At 69.2% G+C, this 20,384-nt stretch carries 20 protein-coding genes; 9 read left to right on the forward strand and 11 right to left on the reverse strand.

Annotation, left to right across the window (positions count from 1 at the left end; genetic code table 11):
• Positions 1-17: 17 nt before the first annotated feature.
• Both arfB and HRC28_RS12295 read right to left on the reverse strand, forming a co-directional pair.
• Positions 18-428: an alternative ribosome rescue aminoacyl-tRNA hydrolase ArfB gene (gene arfB, locus HRC28_RS12290; protein WP_237111816.1), complete on the reverse strand. Its 411-nt coding sequence runs from the start codon at positions 426-428 to the stop codon at positions 18-20.
• Positions 429-446: 18 nt separating this feature from the next.
• A complete protein-coding gene (locus HRC28_RS12295; RefSeq protein ID WP_237111817.1) occupies positions 447-2,564 on the reverse strand; it encodes a molybdopterin-dependent oxidoreductase in 2,118 nt (705 codons plus the stop codon).
• Between the two features lie 84 nt (positions 2,565-2,648).
• On the opposite strand from HRC28_RS12295, the gene HRC28_RS12300 reads away from it, so the two are divergent.
• The 5 genes from HRC28_RS12300 (at position 2,649) to HRC28_RS12320 (ending at position 8,281) form a co-directional block, all read left to right on the forward strand.
• A complete protein-coding gene (locus HRC28_RS12300; protein ID WP_182380341.1) occupies positions 2,649-2,981 on the forward strand; it encodes a PadR family transcriptional regulator in 333 nt (110 codons plus the stop codon).
• Positions 2,978-3,994 carry a hypothetical protein gene (locus tag HRC28_RS12305; RefSeq protein ID WP_182380342.1) on the forward strand — a complete coding sequence of 339 codons (1,017 nt, stop codon included), beginning with the start codon at positions 2,978-2,980 and terminating at the stop codon, positions 3,992-3,994. The genes HRC28_RS12300 and HRC28_RS12305 overlap by 4 nt, the downstream gene beginning before the upstream one ends.
• A 161-nt stretch (positions 3,995-4,155) precedes the next feature.
• A complete protein-coding gene (rpsO, locus tag HRC28_RS12310) occupies positions 4,156-4,431 on the forward strand; it encodes a 30S ribosomal protein S15 (RefSeq protein ID WP_182380343.1) in 276 nt (91 codons plus the stop codon).
• Between the two features lie 254 nt (positions 4,432-4,685).
• Entirely contained in the window at positions 4,686-6,917 is a 2,232-nt protein-coding gene (locus tag HRC28_RS12315; RefSeq protein ID WP_182380344.1) for a polyribonucleotide nucleotidyltransferase, read from the forward strand.
• Entirely contained in the window at positions 6,914-8,281 is a 1,368-nt protein-coding gene (locus HRC28_RS12320; RefSeq protein WP_182380345.1) for a pitrilysin family protein, read from the forward strand. Before HRC28_RS12315 ends, HRC28_RS12320 begins: the two co-directional genes overlap by 4 nt.
• Here the strand turns inward: HRC28_RS12320 and HRC28_RS12325 are convergent.
• Together HRC28_RS12325 and HRC28_RS12330 are read right to left on the reverse strand one after the other, a co-directional pair.
• A complete protein-coding gene (locus tag HRC28_RS12325; RefSeq protein ID WP_237111818.1) occupies positions 8,278-9,990 on the reverse strand; it encodes a BCCT family transporter in 1,713 nt (570 codons plus the stop codon). The two genes, HRC28_RS12320 and HRC28_RS12325, sit on opposite strands and share 4 nt — an antisense overlap.
• Before the next feature lie 240 nt (positions 9,991-10,230).
• Positions 10,231-10,746 carry a class I SAM-dependent methyltransferase gene (locus tag HRC28_RS12330; protein WP_182380346.1) on the reverse strand — a complete coding sequence of 172 codons (516 nt, stop codon included), beginning with the start codon at positions 10,744-10,746 and terminating at the stop codon, positions 10,231-10,233.
• Between the two features lie 51 nt (positions 10,747-10,797).
• On the opposite strand from HRC28_RS12330, the gene dapB reads away from it, so the two are divergent.
• On the forward strand, positions 10,798-11,580 hold the full coding sequence (gene dapB, locus HRC28_RS12335; protein ID WP_182380347.1) for a 4-hydroxy-tetrahydrodipicolinate reductase: 783 nt from the start codon (positions 10,798-10,800) through the stop codon (positions 11,578-11,580).
• 11 nt (positions 11,581-11,591) lie between these two features.
• Here the strand turns inward: dapB and HRC28_RS12340 are convergent, their stop codons facing one another.
• From HRC28_RS12340 to HRC28_RS12350, 3 genes are read right to left on the reverse strand one after another with little or no spacing between them, the layout of a single operon-like run.
• Positions 11,592-11,897: an AzlD domain-containing protein gene (locus HRC28_RS12340; RefSeq protein ID WP_182380348.1), complete on the reverse strand. Its 306-nt coding sequence runs from the start codon at positions 11,895-11,897 to the stop codon at positions 11,592-11,594.
• On the reverse strand, positions 11,894-12,610 hold the full coding sequence (locus HRC28_RS12345; RefSeq protein ID WP_182380349.1) for an AzlC family ABC transporter permease: 717 nt from the start codon (positions 12,608-12,610) through the stop codon (positions 11,894-11,896). The genes HRC28_RS12340 and HRC28_RS12345 overlap by 4 nt, the downstream gene beginning before the upstream one ends.
• Before the next feature lie 19 nt (positions 12,611-12,629).
• The gene (locus tag HRC28_RS12350) at positions 12,630-13,169 is read right to left on the reverse strand and encodes a GNAT family N-acetyltransferase (protein WP_182380350.1); all 540 of its coding nucleotides are present in this window, start codon (positions 13,167-13,169) and stop codon (positions 12,630-12,632) included.
• Positions 13,170-13,249: 80 nt separating this feature from the next.
• Here HRC28_RS12350 and HRC28_RS12355 point away from each other — a divergent pair, with 80 nt between their 5' ends.
• The gene (locus tag HRC28_RS12355) at positions 13,250-14,260 is read left to right on the forward strand and encodes an aldo/keto reductase family protein (protein ID WP_182380351.1); all 1,011 of its coding nucleotides are present in this window, start codon (positions 13,250-13,252) and stop codon (positions 14,258-14,260) included.
• Between the two features lie 9 nt (positions 14,261-14,269).
• On the opposite strand, the gene HRC28_RS12360 is transcribed toward HRC28_RS12355, so the two are convergent.
• The 4 genes from HRC28_RS12360 to nadA are packed head-to-tail and all read right to left on the reverse strand — an operon-like array spanning position 14,270 to position 17,054.
• On the reverse strand, positions 14,270-14,935 hold the full coding sequence (locus tag HRC28_RS12360; RefSeq protein WP_182380352.1) for an EthD domain-containing protein: 666 nt from the start codon (positions 14,933-14,935) through the stop codon (positions 14,270-14,272).
• A 1-nt stretch (position 14,936) separates the two neighbouring features.
• Positions 14,937-15,515 carry a DUF3043 domain-containing protein gene (locus tag HRC28_RS12365; protein WP_182380353.1) on the reverse strand — a complete coding sequence of 193 codons (579 nt, stop codon included), beginning with the start codon at positions 15,513-15,515 and terminating at the stop codon, positions 14,937-14,939.
• A 2-nt stretch (positions 15,516-15,517) separates the two neighbouring features.
• On the reverse strand, positions 15,518-15,886 hold the full coding sequence (locus HRC28_RS12370) for a zinc ribbon domain-containing protein YjdM (RefSeq protein WP_182380354.1): 369 nt from the start codon (positions 15,884-15,886) through the stop codon (positions 15,518-15,520).
• Entirely contained in the window at positions 15,879-17,054 is a 1,176-nt protein-coding gene (gene nadA, locus HRC28_RS12375) for a quinolinate synthase NadA (protein ID WP_182380355.1), read from the reverse strand. The genes HRC28_RS12370 and nadA overlap by 8 nt, the downstream gene beginning before the upstream one ends.
• Before the next feature lie 188 nt (positions 17,055-17,242).
• On the opposite strand from nadA, the gene HRC28_RS12380 reads away from it, so the two are divergent.
• Together HRC28_RS12380 and HRC28_RS12385 are read left to right on the forward strand one after the other, a co-directional pair.
• The gene (locus HRC28_RS12380; RefSeq protein ID WP_182380356.1) at positions 17,243-19,282 is read left to right on the forward strand and encodes a phospholipase C, phosphocholine-specific; all 2,040 of its coding nucleotides are present in this window, start codon (positions 17,243-17,245) and stop codon (positions 19,280-19,282) included.
• Positions 19,283-19,289: 7 nt separating this feature from the next.
• The gene (locus HRC28_RS12385; RefSeq protein ID WP_182380357.1) at positions 19,290-20,375 is read left to right on the forward strand and encodes a glycerate kinase; all 1,086 of its coding nucleotides are present in this window, start codon (positions 19,290-19,292) and stop codon (positions 20,373-20,375) included.
• The last annotated feature ends 9 nt before the right edge of the window (positions 20,376-20,384 follow it).

Raw genomic sequence — 20,384 nt, forward strand, 5'->3', positions numbered from 1 at the left:
TGCGTGGGTCGGTCGGGTCAGTCGTCCACCGAACCGCGCAGCCGCTTCGTCGTACCGCGCTGTCTCTTGGCCTCGAGCCGACGCTCCTTCGACCCCCGCGTGGGCTTCGTGGCGCGCCGCGGCGGGGGAGGTGGGGCGAGCAGTTCGCGCACTCGTGCCGCGAGGCGCTCGCGAGCGGCCACCCGGTTGCGGTGCTGGGAGCGGTGTTCGTGGGCGACGACGGCGATCGGTCCCGGGCTCCTGGCGAGCAAGCGGGAACGCTGGCTGTCGGTGAGCACGCTGGTGTCGGTCGGGTCCCAGACCAATTCGACCCGGGTGTCGCTGGTGTTGACGGACTGGCCGCCCGGGCCGGGCGAACGGGAGAACCGCTCGACCAGTTCGGTGTCGGGGATGACCAGCCCTTCGGGCAGGCCGGGGCCTGCAGGCACGTCGAGATCCACGCGCGCCTAGGAGACGGTGACGGGTACGCCCGAGAGTGCGGCGTTGCCGGACAGGTCGAGACGGTCGGGATCGGTCAGGTCGTTGATCGACACTCCGACGACCTCGGCCGCGATGCCCATGCGGGTGCCGCCGACCTGGTGTCCGAAGCCGTGGGGCAGTGACACCACGCCGGGCATCACGTCCTCGGTGGCCTGCACCTCCACCGAGACCGACCCGACGCGGGACTTGACCGTCACGAGGGCACCGTCCACGAGTCCGCGGGCGTCGAGGTCGGCCGGGTGCATGAGCAGTTCGTGGCGGTTGCGGCCACGGGTGAGGCGCTCGGAGTTGTGCATCCACGAGTTGCAGTCGCGCTGGTGGCGCCTGCCGATGAGCAGCAACTGGTCGCCGCTCGGCACCTCGCGGGCGCGGAGCCGGGCGAGGTCGGCCACCACGATGGCGGGGGCCGCGTTGATCCGCTTGTCCTTCGTGACCAGTCGCTCGGGCAGCTGGCCCGCACGCAGCGCGCCGAGATCCACGCCCTCGGGGTGGCGGCGCAGTTGGGTGATCGTGGTGTTGCGGCCGCTGCGCAGCAGCATCCCGATCAGGAAGGTGGGGCTCATCCGCATCCGGGCCTCACCCATGAGGCGCCGCTTGAGCGGTGTCTTGCGGGGCAACTTGCGTGCCATCCGCAGGTAGATCTCGCGGAAGATCTCCCAGTCGTGGCGCTGGTCACGGCCCTTGTCGAAGACGGCCGGCGTGAACCGCGCGGTGTTGCGGACGGCGAACGCGTGGAACACCAGGTCGTAGTGGTCGCGCTCGAGCAGCGTCGTCGGCGGCAGGATCACGTCGGCGTGACGGGTCGTCTCGTTGACGTAGATGTCGACCGCAACGTAGAAGTCGAGTCCGCTGATGGAGCGGTCCAGTGCCGCGCCGTCGGGCGTGGACAGCACCGGGTTGCCGGCGATCGTGAGCAGTGCGCGCACCTGCCCGTCGCCGGGGGTGTCGATCTCCTCGCGGAGCACTGAGACCGGGAGTTCGCCACCGAACTCCGGCGCCTGGCGCACCCGGGACCGGAACCGGTCGTGGTGGCCGCGCCCGATCAGGCCGCGCCCGACCACATCGATGGCCGGGTTGGTGAGCATCACCCCGCCGACCTGGTCGAGGTTGCCGGTGACCAGGTTGAGCAACTGCACGGCCCACTGGCACAGGGTCCCGAACTCCTGGGTCGAGACCCCGATCCGGCCGTAGGCCGCCGCGCCGTCGGCGGCAGCGAACTCCCGGGCCACCCGCTCGATCTCCGCGGCGGGAACGCCACTGACCTCGGCGGCCGCGGCGGGGGTGAAGTCAGCGACGAGCCGTTCCACCTCGTCCAGCCCGTCGACGTACGACGGCGGGCGGGTGAGGTCCTCGGCGAACAGAACGTTCAGCAGTGCCAGCAACACCCAGGCATCGGTGCCGGGTCGGACGAAGTGGTGCTCGGTCGCAACCTTCGCCGTCTCGGTGCGACGCGGGTCGAAGACCACCATTTGTCCGCCGCGGGCCTTGAGCTCGCGCAGTCGGCCGGGGAAGTCGGGCACCGTCATCAGGGAGCCGTTGGACGCCATCGGGTTGGCGCCGAAGACCAGGAAGTAGGACGTGCGGTCGATGTCGGGGATGGGCAGCAGCAACTGGTGGCCGTAGAGCAGGTGGCCGAGGAACTGGTGGGGGAGCTGGTCGACCGAGGTCGCGCTGAACTTGTTGTGGGTGCGGAACGACTGCGCGAGCGCGACGCCGTGGGTCATCGAGCCCAGGCTGTGCACGTTCGGGTTGCCGAGGTAGATGGCCAGCGCATCGTCGCCGTGGTCGCGGATCGTGGCCGCGAGCTTGTCGGCGACCAGGTCGAACGCCGCGTCCCAGGAGATCTCCTCCCACTGTGCGTCCGGCCCCGCACCGATCCGGCGCACCGGTCGGCGCAACCGGTCCGGGTCGGCGTGGATGTCACCGATGGCCACGCCCTTGGGGCAGATGTGGCCGCGGGAGAGCGGGTCGTCAGGGTTGCCGCGGGCGCCCGTCACCTGCCCGTCCTCGATGGTGAGGAGGAGGCCACAACTTGCCTCACAGAGATTGCAGACGCCGATCCGTTGCTCCACCTTGTGCTCCACCCCCGCATCGTCGCAGTTCGTGCCGACACACGGAAGGTCGCCCGCTGTCGACAGTACTGTGCAAACCGTAATAGTGTGCACTGCATGGATTCCACCCAACTCCTCAAGGGCGTGCTCGATCTGGCCGTACTCGCGGTCGTCGAGGACGACGACGGCTACGGCTATGACGTGCTGCGCCGGCTCCGGTCGGCCGGCCTCGGCGACGTCGGCGACGCCTCTGTCTACGGCACCCTCCGCAGGCTGTACGCCGCCGGCGCGCTGACGTCGTACGTCGTGCCCTCGGACGAGGGACCGCACCGCAAGTACTACGGCATCACTCCCGGCGGGCGTGACCAGCTCAAGCGCCAGTCGGAGGACTGGCTCCACTTCTCGACCACCGTGACCACGCTCCTTTCCGGCCAGGAGGCCACCGCATGAACGACACCGTGAAGGTCGCTGTCCAGCCTGAGGTCGAGGCTTTCGTTGTCGAGGTCGAGAGTCGGCTCGCCGATCTGAGCGCCGAGGAACGGGACGAGTTGATCGGTGGCCTGCGGGCCGACCTCTCGGAGCGGTTGGCGGAGCACTCAGGCCCGGAGGCTCCGGCGGAGGTGCTGGGCGACCCGGCCGCCTACGCCGTGGAGCTGCGGACTGCGGCCGGCTTTGCGCCGGTCGCGGCCGAGCGACGAGAACGACGGCCGGTCGCGGCTGTGGTGGGTGAGTGGCTGGACTCCGGCAAGCGGACCTGGGTTGAACTGGTCGACAAGGTCCCGGGCAGTCCGCGGGAGTTCCTGGAATCGCTGCAGCCGGCGTGGTGGGTGCTGCGTGCGTGGGTCGCCTGGATGCTCCTGCAGGAAATGGTCCATGGGTACGGCGTCAGCTACGGCGTCGACTGGCTCGCGGTGCTCGCAGCCTTCGTGATCGGCAGCGTCCAGCTGGCTCGGGGCGAGGGACGGCTGGCGCGGTTGCGTGGCCATGTGGCCGCGCGACTGGCCCTGATCGGCCTGAACGTGCTCGCGGTCTGCCTGCTCCCGAGTGCGATGGATCGCGCCACCTGGGGCGAGTACCACGATGCCTACGAGCAGGCGTACGTCGACGGAGCCACGGAGGAGGTCGGGGTCGGCCTCATGTTCAACGGGGTCGAGCTGACCAACCTGTTCGTGTACGACGCCCAGGGGGCGCCGGTCACGGGCGCCCAGCTCTTCGACGGCGCTGGCCGGCCGCTCGCCATCAACGACGGCCTCTTCCTCGAGGACTACGAGACCCTGATGTACCCGTGGTTGAGCAACGGCTCGCCCCGGTTCAACGTCTTCCCGCTCCCGATCGGCAAGGTCGACCCGGAAACGGGGGAGCGGGCGGCCGATGCCTGGGACGGCCCGACCCGGCCCGCCCTGCCGGACTTCCCGTTCCCGACCGCGCCGACCGTCGAGCTTCCCCAGCCGCCTGCGCGCTGAGGCGTCACCGATTGGAGACTCGCGGCCGGTCCGGGATAACCTTGGTCGGTTGTCGTCGGGAACTCTCGACGGCACACCCGCCGTCAGAACGGCCGCGGATCGAGAGTGCTCCAGGAAATCAGGCTGGGGCGCCGCGCAACGAGCGAACACAGGGAGAACCCATGGCAGTCGGAACCGACGCTGAGACCAAGAAGAAGATCGTCGCCGAGTACGGCACGTCCGAGGGCGACACCGGTTCGCCCGAGGTGCAGATCGCGCTGCTGAGCCACCGCATCAGCCACCTGACGGACCACCTCAAGATGCACAAGCACGACCACCACAGCCGTCGTGGCCTGCTGCTCCTCGTGGGCCAGCGCCGTCGCCTGCTCAACTACCTCAAGAAGACCGAGATCGAGCGTTACCGCTCCATCGTCGAGCGCCTCGGCCTGCGCCGCTGATCTGCACTCCTGCGGAGCGTCCGCTGCGTTGGCGGGCCTCGACGGCCCGCTTCGCTCGACGGCCGCCTTCGGCCCGCCGCCTTGCGGCCGCACACGCAGGAGCACAGATCTGTTGCATGAACATTGTTGAACGGGTGACCCCTGATGGGGTCGCCCGTTCTGCATTTCGCCGCCTGATCGATAAGGTGGCGAACGTCATCAAGTCCATTTCAGCGGGGCAACGCGTCCCGCACCCATATGAATAAGAGAACCCCTTGACTGAACCCGTCATTTCCGCCGTGGAGACCGTTCTCGACAACGGCAAGTTCGGCACCCGCACCATCAAGTTCGAGACGGGCCTCCTGGCCCGCCAGGCCGCCGGTTCGGTGACTGCCTACCTCGACGAAGACACGATGCTTCTCTCGGCCACGACCGCCGGCAAGCACCCCAAGGACCACTTCGACTTCTTCCCGTTGACCATCGACGTGGAAGAGCGGATGTACGCCGCCGGCAAGATCCCCGGCTCGTTCTTCCGCAGCGAAGGCCGCCCGGGCGAGGACGCGATCCTCACCTGCCGCCTGATCGACCGCCCGCTGCGCCCGACCTTCAAGAAGGGTCTGCGCAACGAGGTCCAGGTCGTCATCACGGTGATGGCGCTCAACCCCGACGCTCCCTACGACGTGCTCGCGATCAACGCCGCGTCGCTGTCGACCCAGCTCTCCGGCCTGCCGTTCTCCGGCCCCGTCGGCGCCACCCGCGTCGCCCTGATCGACGGCCAGTGGGTGGCGTTCCCGACCCACAGCCAGCTCGAGAACGCCGTCTTCGACATGGTCGTTGCCGGCCGCGTCACCGAGACCGGCGATGTCGCGATCATGATGGTCGAGGCCGAGGCCACCGAGGACTCGTTCGCCAAGGTCCAGGGCGGTGCCCAGGCTCCGACCGAAGAGGTCGTTGCTGCCGGTCTGGACGCGTCCAAGCCGTTCATCAAGCAGCTGTGCGAGGCCCAGCAGGAGCTGGCCAACGTTGCGGCCAAGCCGATCCAGGAGTTCCCGATCTTCCTCGACTACGAGGACGACGTCTACGCAGCCGTCGAGGCCGCCGCGAAGGCCGACCTGGCCTCCGCGATGACCATCGGTGACAAGCAGGAGCGCGAAACCCGCACCGACGAGCTCAAGGGTGGCCTGCTCGAGAAGCTCGCCGGCCAGTTCGAGGGTCGCGAGAAGGAGATCGGCGCGGCATTCCGCTCGGTCAACAAGAACGTCGTCCGTGAGCGCGTGCTCCGCGACAAGATCCGCATCGACGGCCGCGGCCTCGCCGACATCCGTCCGCTGCACTCCGAGGTCGACGTGATCCCGCGCGTCCACGGTTCGGCGCTGTTCGAGCGTGGCGAGACCCAGATCCTGGGCGTCACCACCCTCGACATGCTCAAGATGGAGCAGCAGCTCGACACGCTGTCGCCGGAGAAGCACCGCCGCTACATGCACAAGTACGTCTTCGCGCCGTTCTCCACCGGTGAGACCGGTCGCGTCGGTTCGCCGAAGCGTCGCGAGATCGGCCACGGCGCCCTGGCGCGTCGCGCCCTCGTGCCCGTGCTGCCGAGCCGCGAGGAGTTCCCCTACTCGATTCGCCAGATCTCCGAGTGCATGGGCTCCAACGGCTCCACCTCGATGGGTTCGGTCTGTGCCTCGACCCTGTCGCTGCTGCAGGCCGGTGTCCCGCTGAAGGCCTCCGTCGCCGGTATCGCGATGGGCCTCATCTCCGGTGAGATCGACGGCAAGCTCGAGTACGTCGCGCTGACCGACATCCTCGGCGCCGAGGACGCGTTCGGCGACATGGACTTCAAGGTCGCCGGCACCAAGGAGTTCGTCACCGCGCTCCAGCTCGACACCAAGCTCGACGGCATCCCGGCCGAGGTCCTCGCGAAGGCCCTCAACCAGGCCAAGGACGCGCGTCTGGCGATCCTCGAGGTCATGGGCGAGGCCATCGACGGCCCCGAGGAGATGTCGATCCACGCTCCGCGGATCATCACGGTGAAGGTCCCTGTCGACAAGATCGGCGAGGTCATCGGCCCGAAGGGCAAGGTGATCAACCAGATCCAGGACGACACCGGTGCCACGCTGTCCATCGAGGACGACGGCACGGTCTACATCGGTGCGACCAACGGTGAAGCGGCCGAGGCCGCCCGCCAGGCGGTCAACGCGATCGCCAACCCGACCATGCCCGAGATCGGTGAGCGTTACCTCGGCACGGTCGTGAAGACGACGAACTTCGGTGCCTTCATCGCGCTGATGCCGGGCAAGGACGGGCTGCTGCACATCAGCAAGCTGCGCGCCATCGCCGGTGGCAAGCGCGTCGAGAACGTCGAGGACATCGTCTCCGTCGGTCAGAAGCTCCAGGTCGAGATCGCCGAGATCGACGACCGCGGCAAGCTCTCGCTGATCCCCGTCGTCGAGGAGGCTGCCTCGACCGAGGAAGCCGCCGAGGTTGCGGAGTCCGAGGACGCGTGAGCAACAAGCTCAACACGACGGCCGGTCAGCGCAACGCTGACCGGCCGTCGGCCGTTTCCCGGGCCTCGACCCGCACCCTCGAAACCGTCCGTGACGACGCCGGCCACGTGACCTCCCTGGTACGACGGACGCAGCTCGCGTCCGGCCTGCGCATCGTCACCGAGCAGATGGCCGGATCCCGGTCGGCTGCCCTCGGTGTGTGGATCGGGGTCGGGTCACGCGACGAGACCGCGACGACCCACGGCGCCTCGCACTTCCTCGAGCACCTGCTGTTCAAGGGCACGGGGGAGCGCACCGCGCTGGACATCTCGATCGAACTCGACGCGGTGGGTGGCGAGTTCAACGCCTTCACCGCGAAGGAGTACACCTGCTTCCACGCGCGGGTGCTGTCCGATGACCTGCCGCTCGCGGTGGACGTCGTCGGCGACATGATCACCGGATCGCTGATCGAGGGCCATGACGTCGACGCCGAGCGCGACGTCATCCTCGACGAGATCGCGATGCACGACGACGACCCCGATGACGTCGTACAGAATCTTCTGGCGGAGCTGGCCTGGGGCGTCGAGTCGCCGCTGGGCCGCCCGATCGCCGGCACCACCGGCTCGATCGAAGCCATGTCGCCCGCTCAGATCAAGCGGTTCTACCGCAAGCACTACGTGCCCGCGAACACCGTCATCTCCGTCGCTGGCGCGGTCGACCACAACGCTGTCGTGAAGGCGATCAAGAAGGCCTTCTCACGTCACGGCTGGCTCGACGGCCAGGCCGTCCCCGAGCCTCCGCGTGCCATCGCCGCCCGCCGTCGCCCCCGGGTGACCGGCGGATCCGGCAAGGTCGAGCGCCCCTTCGAGCAGGTCAATGTGGTGATCGGCCGCGAGGGCCTGGCCCGCGACGACGACCGTCGCTTCGCCCTCGGCGTGCTCAACACCGCTCTCGGTGGCGGTACGTCGAGCCGCCTCTTCCAGGAGGTCCGTGAGCAGCGAGGTCTGGCCTACTCGGTCTACTCCTTCGCCAGCCACTACGCCGACTCGGGGCTGGTCGGCGTCGCCGTCGGCTGCCTGCCCGACCGCACCGACGAGGTGCTCGCTGTCGTGCGCGAACAACTGGACCTGATCGCTGCCGAAGGCATCAGCGCCGACGAACTCTCCCGTGGCAAGGGACAGTTGGTCGGCGGCATGATCCTGGGCCTCGAGGACTCGGGCTCGCGGATGATGCGCCTGGGCAAGAACGAACTCGTTCATGCCGAGGTCACCGGGATCGACGACGTCATCGCACGGATCGAGGGCGTGACGCTGGAGCAGGTGCAGGCCGTGGCCGCTGACGTGTTCGGTCGTGCGGAGCTGCTGGCCGTTGTCGGCCCCGCCTAACGAACAGCGACAGACTCGGACCCGGTCTCGGCTTCGTCCTCGGTCGGTTCGGCCAGTTCGACAGTGAAGGCGAAGTCGTCTCCGTGTTCGGTGACGCCGGCGATGACGGCCTGCTCGATCGCCTCCTCGCCGTACCGGCGGCGCACGACCAAGGGGTCGTTGCGCAGGTCGGCCATCAGGGCGACCGCGAGGCCGATCACGATGAGCACGAACGGCAGGGCAGCGACGATGGTGATCGTCTGCAGGCCCTGGAGTGCGTCCGATCCGCCCGCGAGCAGCATCACGGCCGCGACCGCGCCGGTGGCCACGCCCCAGAAGATGACGACCCGTCGTCGCGGCTCGGTCGTCCCGCGCTCGGACAGGCTGCCCATCACGATGGACGCGGCGTCCGCGCCGGAGACGAAGAAGATCGCGACCAGCAGCATGACGAGCACGCTCGCCGCCGTGGCCAGCGGGAAGGCGTCGAGGGTGCTGAAGAGCTGCGCCTCGAGGCCGTCGGCGCCCGCGATGTCGGTGCCCTTGTTCTGGAGGTCGATGGCCGTGCCACCGAGGACACAGAACCAGAGCACGCTGACGACGCTGGGGACGAGCAGCACACCGGTCACGAACTGGCGGATGGTGCGGCCACGCGAGATCCGGGCGATGAACATGCCGACGAACGGCGTCCAGGAGAGCCACCAGGCCCAGTAGAAGACCGTCCACGTGCCCAGCCAGTCCGCGGTGTCCTGGCCCTCGGCGCCGGTACGGGCCGCCATCATGGCGAGGTCCTGGGCGTAGCTGCCGATCGACGTCGGCACGAGGTTGAGGATGAAGACCGTCGGGCCGACGACGAACACGAACAGTGCCAGTACGACGGCAAGCACCATGTTGGTGTTCGACAGCCACTGGATGCCCTTGGCGACTCCCGACACGGCGGACAGCACGAACGCGGCGGTCAGGACGGCGATGATGGCGACGAGCGCGCCGTTGCCGAGCGGGCCGATGCCGCCGACGATCTCGAGGCCGCTGCTGATCTGCAGTGCGCCGAGACCGAGCGACGTCGCCGAGCCGAAGAGGGTCGCGAAGATCGCGAACATGTCGATGAGCTTCCCGGCGGGCCCTTCGGCGTGGCGACCGAGGATCGGGGCGAACGCCGCCGAGATCAGCTGGACGCGGCCCTTGCGGTAGACGCCGTACGCGATCGCGAGGCCAACCACCGCATAGATCGCCCACGGATGGAGCGTCCAGTGGAACATCGTGGTCGCCATGGCGGTCTGGGCCGCGGCGTCCGCGTTGCCCTCGGTGCCCGGGGGAGCCGTCGCGTAGTGCGAGAGCGGCTCGGAGACGCCGTAGAACATCAGGCCGATGCCCATCCCGGCGCTGAACATCATCGCGATCCAGGAAACGGTCTTGAACTCGGGTTCCTCGTCGTCGCGGCCGAGCGGGATGGCGCCGTACTTGCTCATGGCGAGCCAGACGACGAAGACGACGAAGCCGCTGGTCACCAGGACGAAGAGCCAGCCGGTGTTGGTCAGGACCCAGTTCAGGGCGTGATCGGAGGCGTTGCCGAGGGACGTCGTACTGGTGAGGCCCCACAGGACGAAGGCGACGCTGACGGCGGCGGCGCAGCCGAAGACGACCAGGTCCAGGCCCCGGCGCGGCGCCTCGCTGATCTCGATCGCCTGGTCCAGCGCGGGGTGGGGCAGGGAAATGGGTTCGTTCTCGGTCACGTCACTCCTCAGGGGTCGTGCGGCCGTCCGCTCTCGGCACCCTGAGCCACCAGAAAGGGGCGATTCAACGCCACACCGATCCGGGAAACGGTCCGCCGGATCATGCTCCGCGGACACGGCAAGGTCTGCCCGAGAACGGGCAACATGCACCAGCAGGTTAACCAGACCTGCCCCCCGCTTGGCCAATCCTCGGCCAAGCGGAATCTGCCGACCGCCGGTCGAAACCGGCGCCGGGGTGGGTCAGCGGCGCCCGATGATTCCGATGACGGGAGGCGCCTTCGAGTCGACGATGTAGACCCGGAAACCGCCGTCGCGCAACTGCTCGGACGTCTTGGCGAGCATGTCGGGGACGTGCTCGGGCTTGCTGGTGTCGAAGAACAACTGCACCGACCCGCCGGGCATCAGTCGCTCGTGCAGGAGCGCGATCTCCTCGGCTGCGTCACGCACCCAGAAGAGGTGCACGTCGAAGGCGAACACCTTCGTGAGCCGCTTGACCGGGACGCGCAGCGTGGCCAGGTCGATCTGGCGCACGGTCAGCTTTCCGGCCTCGATGTGCTCGGCGCAGCGGGCCTTCGTGCGGTCCACGCCGGCCTCGGAACGGTCGATGGCAAACATCTTGCCTCGGCCCTCGAGTCGACGGCAGATGAGGTCGGCGGCGGCTCCGGAACCGCATCCGATCTCCAGCACGTGGTCGTTGGGCTGGACGTCCATGAAATCCACCGCCCATCGGATCCGGGCTGGGATCTTGTTCACCATGGGGGTCAGCCTGCCAGAACCTCGGCCCGGGTGACGCACTACCTTGGTCTCGTGGCTTCACGTGTCGCTGAGAATGCAGCAGAAGGACGGCTCCAGGTCGGGGTGCTCGGTGCCCGCGGCAAGGTCGGTGCCGAGGTGGTGAGAGCCGTCGAGGACGCCGTTGACGTCGACTTCACCGTCGGTGTCGACCAGGGCGATTCGATCGAGTCGCTCGCCGAGTCCGGCACCCAGGTGGTCGTCGACTTCACCCATCCCGATGTGGTGATGGACAACCTGCGCTACTGCATCGAGAACGGCATTCACGCCGTCGTCGGCACCACCGGTTTCGATGACGAGCGCCTCGAGACGCTGCGTGGCTGGCTGGCCGACAGCCCCGGTACAGGCGTGTTGATCGCCCCGAACTTCTCGATCGGCGCGATCTTGATGATGCGGTTCTCGGCCATCGCCGCCCCGTTCTTCGAGTCGGTCGAGGTCATCGAGCTCCACCACCCGACCAAGGCCGACGCCCCGAGCGGCACCGCCGGTCGTACGGCGGAACTGATTGCCGCGGCACGCCGCGACGCCGGCAGCGCGCCGATCCCGGACGCGACCAGCACCGGCATCGCCGCGGCGCGCGGCGCGGACGTCGACGGTGTCCGGGTCCACAGCCTGCGCATTCGTGGCCTGGTGGCCCACCAGGAGGTCGTGCTCGGTGGCGTGGGGGAGACCCTCACCATCCGCCACGACTCACTGGACCGAGTTTCGTTCACCCCGGGCGTGTTGACCGGTGTACGACGGATCGGCGACTTCCCCGGGCTCACGGTGGGACTCGAGCACTTCCTCGACCTCGAATAGCGCGAAGTGCTTCAGAGCAGGCGGAGCAGGGCCGCACAGGCGGCTGAGCCGAACACGACGACCAGGAACGGTGCTCGCGCCATCAGGAGCAGTACGGCGAGCCCGAGGGCTGCCGCACGTGCGTCAAGGGCCAGGGCGCGTCCCTCGGGCGCGGCGAAGACCTGCACGGTGACGAGTCCGGCCAGCAGGGCCACCGGGATCAGGTCGGCGATCCGTGCGACCACACGGTTGCTCAGCACCCGCGCCGGCACCGCGAGGCCCGCGAGCTTGAGCAGGTAGCAACCGAGGCCTGCGCCGAGGACGGCCCACCAGATCATGCGGGCACCTCCTCGTCGGTGTGGCCAGGCTCGTCGGGCTCGGTGCTCGAGCGCGCAGTGAGCGCGCCGACAAGGACCGCCACGCCCGCGGCCACCAGCACGGGCACGCCCGCCGGGGTCACCGTGACCGCGCCCGCGGCCACCAGCGCGGCCAGGAGGGCGACGGTTCGCGTCACGGGCGTCGTCAGGCGTGGCCACAGCAGGGCGAGGAAGGCCGCGCCGACCGCTGCGTCCAGTCCGAGGTCGCGCGGGTCGCCGAGCTGTTCACCCGCGACCGCGCCGACCAGGGTGGTGAGGTTCCAGAGCACGAAGATGGTGCCGCCGGTGACGAGGAAGCCGGTGCGGGCCAGATCGCGGTCGGGGCGGGTCACGGCCATCGCGGTGGACTCGTCGATGAGGACGTGGGCCGCCAGGGCGCGTCGCCACCCGCGGTAGCCGAGCAGCGGAGCCAGACGGAGGCCGTAGAGGGTGTTGCGGGTGCCCAGGAGCAGTGCAGCGAGGGCTCCGGCCAGCGGAGTGCCCCCGGAGCCCAGTACGCCCGCCAACGCGAACTGGGAGGCTCCGGTGAACATCAGCAGTGACAGCACACACGTCTGCGCCACATCGAGACCGGACGCGACGCCCACGGCGCCGAAGCCCAGGCCGTAGGTGCCCGTCGCGATCGCGACGCCCAAGCTGTCGCGAACGACGGTACGACGGGTGGGACTCTCCATGGCGACGTCGAGTGGTCGCTCAGACGAGTGAGGTGTGCAGCCGGAGTTGCTTGATCGTGCCGCCGGACTCGTCAGCGAGCTCGCGGCTCGCACCGTCGGGACCCCAGCCCGCGCTCGTGAGGAACGCGCGCAGCGCGTCGTCGGTGGTCGACACCCAGCACACCGCCCGCGTGAACCGGTCGGCTTCCAGGGTGTCGGCACAGGCCTGCAGCAGCCGTGACCCGTGGCCGGCGCGGGTCTTGTCCGGGTCGATCGTGAACTCGACGATCTCGCCGTCCACCGCGGGGTCCACGTCGGGGTCGCTCGCGGGCACCGTGAGCGCGAAGCCGACCACCACGTCGTGCGTCAGCGCCACCAGGGCGCGGTGCCGGGCCTCGGGGGGTCGGGAGAGCGACGCGCGCCAGGACTCGGTGAGGGCATCCGGCCCGATGCCGCGTTCCTTGAGCAGCGCGGCCAGCTCGTCGTCGTACCGCTGCTGCCAGGTGCGGAGCTGGACGGCGGCGATCCCGGGGGCGTCGGCCGGCCAGCCGACCCGGACGGAGACGTCAGCAGAGACCATGCAGTCATCCTCGCAGGGTGCGTGGCAGGGCCGTCCGTCGGCGTCGCCGTCGCCTTGCTTGTCGCCACTAGGGTCGAGACATGGAAATTCGCAACCTCGGAGCGAGCGGCCTCAGGATCTCGGCCATCGCCTACGGCAACTGGCTCACCCACGGTTCGCAGGTCGAGGAGGAGGCCGCCCTGGCGTGCGTCCGGCAGGCCCTCACCGACGGCATCACCACCTTCGACACCGCCGACGTCTACGCCAACACAGCAGCCGAGACCGTCCTCGGCAAGGCGCTCGTCGGCGAGCGCCGCGAGGGACTGGAGATCTTCACGAAGGTCTTCTGGCCGACGGGTCCGGGCAAGCACAACGACCACGGCCTCTCCCGCAAGCACATCCTCGAGTCGATCGACGGGTCGCTGAGGCGCCTCGGCACCGACTACGTCGACCTGTACCAGGCGCACCGGTTCGACCACGAGACGCCGCTGGAGGAGACGATGCTCGCGTTTGCCGACGTCGTCCGGTCCGGCAAGGCGCTCTACATCGGTGTCTCGGAGTGGCGGGCCGAGGAGATCCGCGCGGCGGCCGAGCTCGCCCGCGAGCTGCGCGTGCCGTTGATCTCCAACCAGCCGCAGTACTCCATGCTCTGGCGGGTCATCGAGGAGGAAGTGGTCCCCGCGAGCCGCGAGCTCGGGCTCGGCCAGATCGTCTGGTCGCCCATCGCGCAGGGCGTGCTGACCGGCAAGTACCTCCCCGGCCAGCCGCCGCCCGCCGGGTCGCGTGCGACCGACACCAAGGGCGGAGCCGACAACATCGGACGCTGGCTCAAGGACGACGTCCTCGAGCGGGTCCAGCAGCTGACGCCCATCGCCGAGGCGGCCGGGCTCTCGCTCGCGCAGCTCGCGGTCGCCTGGGTGTTGCAGAACGACAACGTCTCCGCCGCGATCATCGGCGCCAGCCGTCCCGAGCAGGTCACCGAGAACGTCAAGGCCGCCGGCGTGAAGCTGGACGCCGACACGCTCGCGGCGATCGACCGGGTGCTCGACGGCGTGGTGACGACCGACCCGAAGCTGACCCGGTCGCCGCGACGGTCCGAAGTGCTGGGCTGATCTCGCCGGTCAGGCCAGCGTGAACGTGTAACGACTGGTCGGCACGAGGTCGAGGCCCTGCGCGGCACCGAACCGCTCGCAGCTCTCCATCAGGGCCGCGAACCGCCGCTGGAACTCGGCCTCGTCGCCACCGCTGCCGTAGAACGCGTGGTGGTCCGACATGCCGGCCATCGGGAACAGTTCCTCGACGATGCCGGCGACCCCTGGTGCTTCACTGGTGAGCGCCTCGAGCACGGGATTCTGCACGTAGCCGAACGTTCCCTGGGTGTCGATCGCGACCTGCGTGTGCCGGTCGAGCCAGTCGGCCCGCCATGCCTCCTTCGACAGGGAGTCCGGCCGCCGGAGGAAGGCGAAGTTCGCGAGGGCATCGGCTCGCTCGCCGTCCGCAACGGCGGGCGGGGGGAGGGGTTCGCGCTCCTCGACCCGCCACAGGTCGGCGCTCGCGTCGAGCCGTCGTACGACGTCCACGAGCGAACCCACGGAACCGCTGGTCCAGACGCTGACGACTGCCGTGATCGGCGCGCCGGGTCCGAACCGCATGGCGGGGGCAACCGCGTCGTCGTCCAGGTTGACCTGGAGCCGGGTCGCGCCGCATCCGGCGACGTCGCCGCGGAAGGCTGACCCGAGGAGCACGCCCCCGAGGGCAGGCGCGTGCAGCGCGGCAATGACCTTCACGTCAGCGGTAGTCGTCCGGCAGGGCCTGCCCGATCTTGACCTTCGCCTTCGGCATCCGCATGAACTTCATCTGCATGGCGCGGGTGAGCGTGTAGTACGTGGTGCCCTTGAGCGGCTCCTCGGGGAAGCGCCGCTTGAGCTCGCGACGGATCCGGAAGCGCAGCACCAACATGTCGGTGACGACGAACAGCACCGTGGCGAGCAGGACCAGGCTGCTGGCCTGCACGAGCGCCGAGTTGCCGGTGTAGCCGAGGATCAGCCCGACGATCATCAGCGGGATCACCATCTCCACGATGGAGAACCGGGCGTCGACGTAGTCGCGGATGAAGCGGCGCACCGGACCGCGGTCACGGGGCAGCATGTACTTCTCGTCGCCCTCCTTCATGCCCTGGCGGATCCGCTTGCTCTGCTCGGCCCGGAACTCGCGCTCCTTGCGGGAGTTCGCCTTGCGGTCGGTCGGCGCCTTCGCACGCGCCTTCGCGGCGGCCTCAGCCTCCTTGCGGGTCGGGGTCGGACGACCCTTGCCGCCCGGCTTCGCGACGGTCGTCTCTTCGACGGGGGACTTGGTGCGCTTGAACACGCTCAGGCCTTCCTGACCACACTGGACTTGAGTTGCATGGGGCCGAAGCCGTCGACCTTGGCGTCGATGTCGTGATCGCCCACCCGCTTGGTCGGGTCGACCAGCCGGATGTTGCGGACCTTGGTTCCGGCCTTGATCGGCTTCGGTGCTCCCTTGACGGGGAGGATCTTGATGATGATCACGTCGTCACCGTCTGCCAGCGGGTTGCCGTTGGCGTCGCGCACGAGGTCCGCTTCGGCCTCGGCCCGGGCTTCGGCGGCAGCTTCCGCGGGCGACCATTCGTGGGCGCACTCGGGGCAGACGAGCAGGTCGCCCATCTCGTAGGTGTACTCGCTCGCACACGCGGGACAGGCGGGCAGGGTGTCAGTCACGGTGGGACTTCCCGGGCAGGTCGAGCATCCGCTGCAGTGCGACGAGCGCGTCCGCCTCGGTCTGCGGGTCGACGGTGATCTGGTTGACGACGACGCCCTCGACGAGGTTCTCGAGCGTCCACACGAGGTGCGGCAGGTCGATCCGGTTCATCGTCGAGCAGTAGCAGACGTTGCGGTCCAGGAACATGATGTTCTTGTCCGGGTGGGCGTTCTTGAGGCGCTGCACCAGATTGAGCTCGGTGCCGATCGCCCACGCGGAGCCGGCGGGCGCGGCCTCGATCGTCTTGATGATGTATTCGGTCGAACCCACCTGGTCTGCCTTGAGCACGACCTCGTGCTGGCACTCGGGGTGGACGAGCACGTTGAGGTCGGGGACCTTGGCGCGCAGTTCGTCGATCACGTCGGCGGTGAAGCGGCCGTGGACCGAGCAGTGGCCCTTCCACAGGATGATCTTCGCCTTGGCCAGTTCCTCGGCGGTCAGCCCGCCGTCGGCCTTGTGCGGGTTCCACACGACGCACTCGTCGAGCTCGATGCCGAGCTGGAGAACCGCCGTGTTGCGACCGAGGTGCTGGTCGGGCAGGAAGAGGACCTTGGTGTTCTCGCCCTTCTGCGCGTAGGCCCACTCGAGCGCGACCTCGGCGTTCGACGAGGTGCACACGACACCGCCGTTGCGACCGCAGAACGCCTTGATGTCGGCGCTGGAGTTCATGTAGGTGACCGGGACGACGACGTCCTGGACCCCGGCAGTGGCGAGCGCGGCCCATGCCTTCTCGACCTGTGCGATGCGCGCCATGTCGGCCATCGAGCAGCCAGCCGCGAGGTCGGGCAGGATCACCCGCTGGTCGGGGCCGGTGAGGATGTCGGCGGACTCGGCCATGAAGTGCACGCCGCAGAAGACGATGAACTCGGCCTCCGGCCGGGCAGCCGCGTCGCGGGCGAGCTTGAAGGAGTCGCCGGTGACATCGGCGAACTGGATGACCTCGTCGCGCTGGTAGTGGTGCCCGAGCACGAACAGCCGCTCGCCCAGCTTCTCCCGGGCGGCGCGTGCGCGCTCGACCAGGTCGGGATCGGAGGCGGCCGGCAGGTCACCGGGGCAGTCGACGCCACGCTCGGAGAGCGGGTCGGTGCCACGGCCGAGCGGCAGCAGTGGAAGGTCCACAGTGGTCATGGCCCCATCCTAGTTTGGTCGGTCACGGGTGCGTCGATCGCGGCCCGAAGGAACAGGAAGTACGGCAGGGACCCGAGACGTTCACGGACCGGACGCCTCAGCCTTCACCGCGGTTCGGCAAGCGTTGTGAGCATGAGCCGGCGCCCCGTTCCCGGTGGAGCGCATCGACCTCTCGGAAAGGTTTCGCCATGGCTGAATTCGACCGCCGCCGCTTCCTCCAGATCACCGGCGCGACGTCCCTCTCGGGGCTGACCGCGACCTTGCTCGGCAGCGTCGAGCGGGCCGCAGCGGTGGAGCCCGCTCGTCGTACCGGGACCATCCGCGACATCGAGCACGTCGTGGTCCTGATGCAGGAGAACCGCTCCTTCGATCACTACCTCGGTGGCCTGCGCGGCGTGCGCGGGTTCGGGGACCCGCACCCGGTGCAGTTGCCGTCCGGCAAGTCGGTCTGGCACCAACCACGCCGGGACGGCCGGGACCTGTTGCCGTTCCACCCCGACGTGGATGACCTGGGTGGCGCCTTCCTCCAGGGCCTGCCGCACTCGTGGCCCGACGGGCAGAAGGCGGTCAACCGCGGCCACTACGACCAGTGGGTTCCGGCGAAGGGTGCGGCCACGATGTCCTACCTGGAGCGATCGGACGCCCTGTTCCACTACGCCCTCGCCGACGCGTTCACGGTCTGCGACGCGTACTACTGCTCGTTCATCGGCAACACCGACCCGAACCGGTACTACCTGTGGACCGGGTGGACGGGCAACGACGGTCGCGGTGGGGGACCCGTCCTCTACAACGACGAGATCGGCTACGACTGGGCGACGTATCCCGAGCGACTGGAGCAGGCCGGGGTGTCCTGGAAGGTCTACCAGGACGAGGGCACGGGACTCGATGCCGCTGGGTCGTGGGGGTGGACCTCCGACCCGTTCATCGGCAACTACGGCGACACGTCGCTGCTCTACTTCAACAAGTACCGCAACGCGCAGCCCGGCGACCCGCTGTACGACAAGGCCCGGGTCGGCACGCGCAACCGTGACGGCGAGGACTACTTCGCGCTCCTGGCCGCCGACGTGGCCGCCGACCGTCTGCCCCAGGTCTCGTGGATCTCGGCGCCCGAAGCATTCACCGAGCACTCGAACTGGCCGACGAACTTCGGTGCCTGGTACCTCTCGAAGGTGCTCGACACGTTGACGTCCAATCCGGACGTCTGGGCCAAGACCGCCCTGTTCATCACCTACGACGAGAACGACGGCTTCTTCGACCATCTGGTCCCGCCGATCCCGAACAGCCCGCTGATCCCGGGTGCCTCCACGGTCTCGACCGAGAACGAGCACTACGCCGGCGGCGACCCGCGAGCGAACCCCGGTCCGTACGGCATGGGGCCGCGGGTGCCGATGTTCGTGGTGTCGCCGTGGAGCAAGGGCGGCTGGGTGTGCTCGGAGACGTTCGACCACACGTCGGTGCTGCGCTTCCTCGAGCAGCGCTTCGGGGTCCGCGAGCCCCAGATCACGCCGTGGCGCCGGGCGGTCGCCGGCGACCTGACCTCGGCCTTCGACTTCTCCCGCAAGCACACTTCGTTCCCTGCGCTGCCGTCCACCGCGGCGATGGCGCCGACCGACCGCCGCCGGCACCCGACGTACTTCCCGACCACGCCTGCCACCGGCACGATGCCGACCCAGGAAGCGGGCGTCCGTCCGGCCCGTCCGATCGACTACGACCTCGAGGTCGTGGAGAAGGGCGCGGCGCCGTTGCGCCTGCAGGTGGTGAACGAGGGGACTCTGGGGGCACACCTCCAGGCGCGCCTCATCACCCCCGCCGGTGAACCGCACAGCTACACCGTCGAGGGCGGCAAGCGACTGGCCGTGGACCTGCCGGTGAGCGGCGCGTACGACGTGCACCTGCACGGCCCGAACGGCTTCTTCCGCCGCTATGCCGGCGACACGACCGCGGAACGGGTGCTGGTGAGCCTCGAACCCCGTCGTCGGGGTGCAGGCCAGGTCCGCTTGCGGGTCGAGGGCGATGTCGAGGGTGGTTCAGGTGTCGAGGTCAGCGACGCCTACGCCGGCGCTCTGGTGCTGCGCGGCGGCAAGGTCGACTTCGACACCACCGGCTCCGGCGGTTGGTACGACGTCACGGTCACCATCCCCGGCACGACCTTCGTCCGGACTCTCGCGGGCCACCTCGAGACCGGTCAGCCGAGCACCAGCGACCCCGCGCTCGGCTCTACGCCATGATGGCGCCATGCGCGTGCTGGTGGCCCCTGACAAGTTCGCCGGCACGCTGACCGCGGTCGAGGCGGCCGAAGCGATCGCGGCCGGCTGGCGACGCCACGCCCCGGACGACGAGATCGTGCTGGCGCCCATGTCGGACGGCGGCCCGGGCTTCGTGGACGTGCTCCATGCCTCGCTCGGGGGTGACCTGCTGGCCGTCACCGTCGAAGCGCCTCCGGGCCACGAGGTCCCGGCGACGCTGTTGATGGTCGGGACGACGGCGTACGTCGAGAGCGCCCAGGCCTGCGGCATCCACCTCACTGGCGGCAAGCTCGGCGAGTTCGGTACGACGGTGGGCGTCGGCTCGCTCGTCCTGGAAGCCATCAACGCCGGAGCCGAGCGGGTCGTGGTCGGGCTCGGCGGTTCCGGGACCATCGACGGGGGAGCCGGGATGCTGGCCGCCCTCGGGGCGTCGGCCGACGTCGCCCTCGATGTCGGCGGCGTCTTCCTCAACGGTGTCACCAGCGTCGACCTGAGCATCGCCCGCGGGCTCGTCGACGGGGTGGAGATCATCGCGGCGACCGACGTCGACAACCCGCTGACCGGACTGTTCGGCGCGAGCAAGACCTTCGGCGCGCAGAAGGGGCTCGACGAGGAGATGCAGGTCGTCATGGACGGCTACCTCGAGGAGTTCGCGGTCGCGACCGAGCGTCGCCTCGCTCTCGCACCCGGCGCCGGTGCTGCCGGCGGCCTGGGCTTCGCCCTGATGTTGCTCGGAGGCACGCGGGTCAGCGGCATCGGCCTGGTCGCGGACGCCGTGCGCCTGGCCGAGCAGGCGCGGACGGCCGACCTGGTCATCACGGGCGAAGGCGCCTTCGACTTCAGCAGCCGCGCGGGCAAGGTCCCGGCCGGGGTCGCCGCCATCGCTGCGGAAGCCCTGCGCCCGTGCGTGGCGCTGGCTGGCCAGGTGCTGGTCGGCTCGCGGGAGATGCGCGCGCTCGGCATGGATGCGGCCTACTCCCTCGTGGACGCTGTGGGGGAGGAGCGCGCCTTCGCCGATCCGGCCGGCGCACTCACGGAACTGGCCGCACGCGTCGCACGAACGTGGTCCAGCTGAGATGGTCGT

This window comes from Nocardioides sp. WS12 (assembly GCF_014108865.1).
GTDB lineage: Bacteria > Actinomycetota > Actinomycetes > Propionibacteriales > Nocardioidaceae > Nocardioides.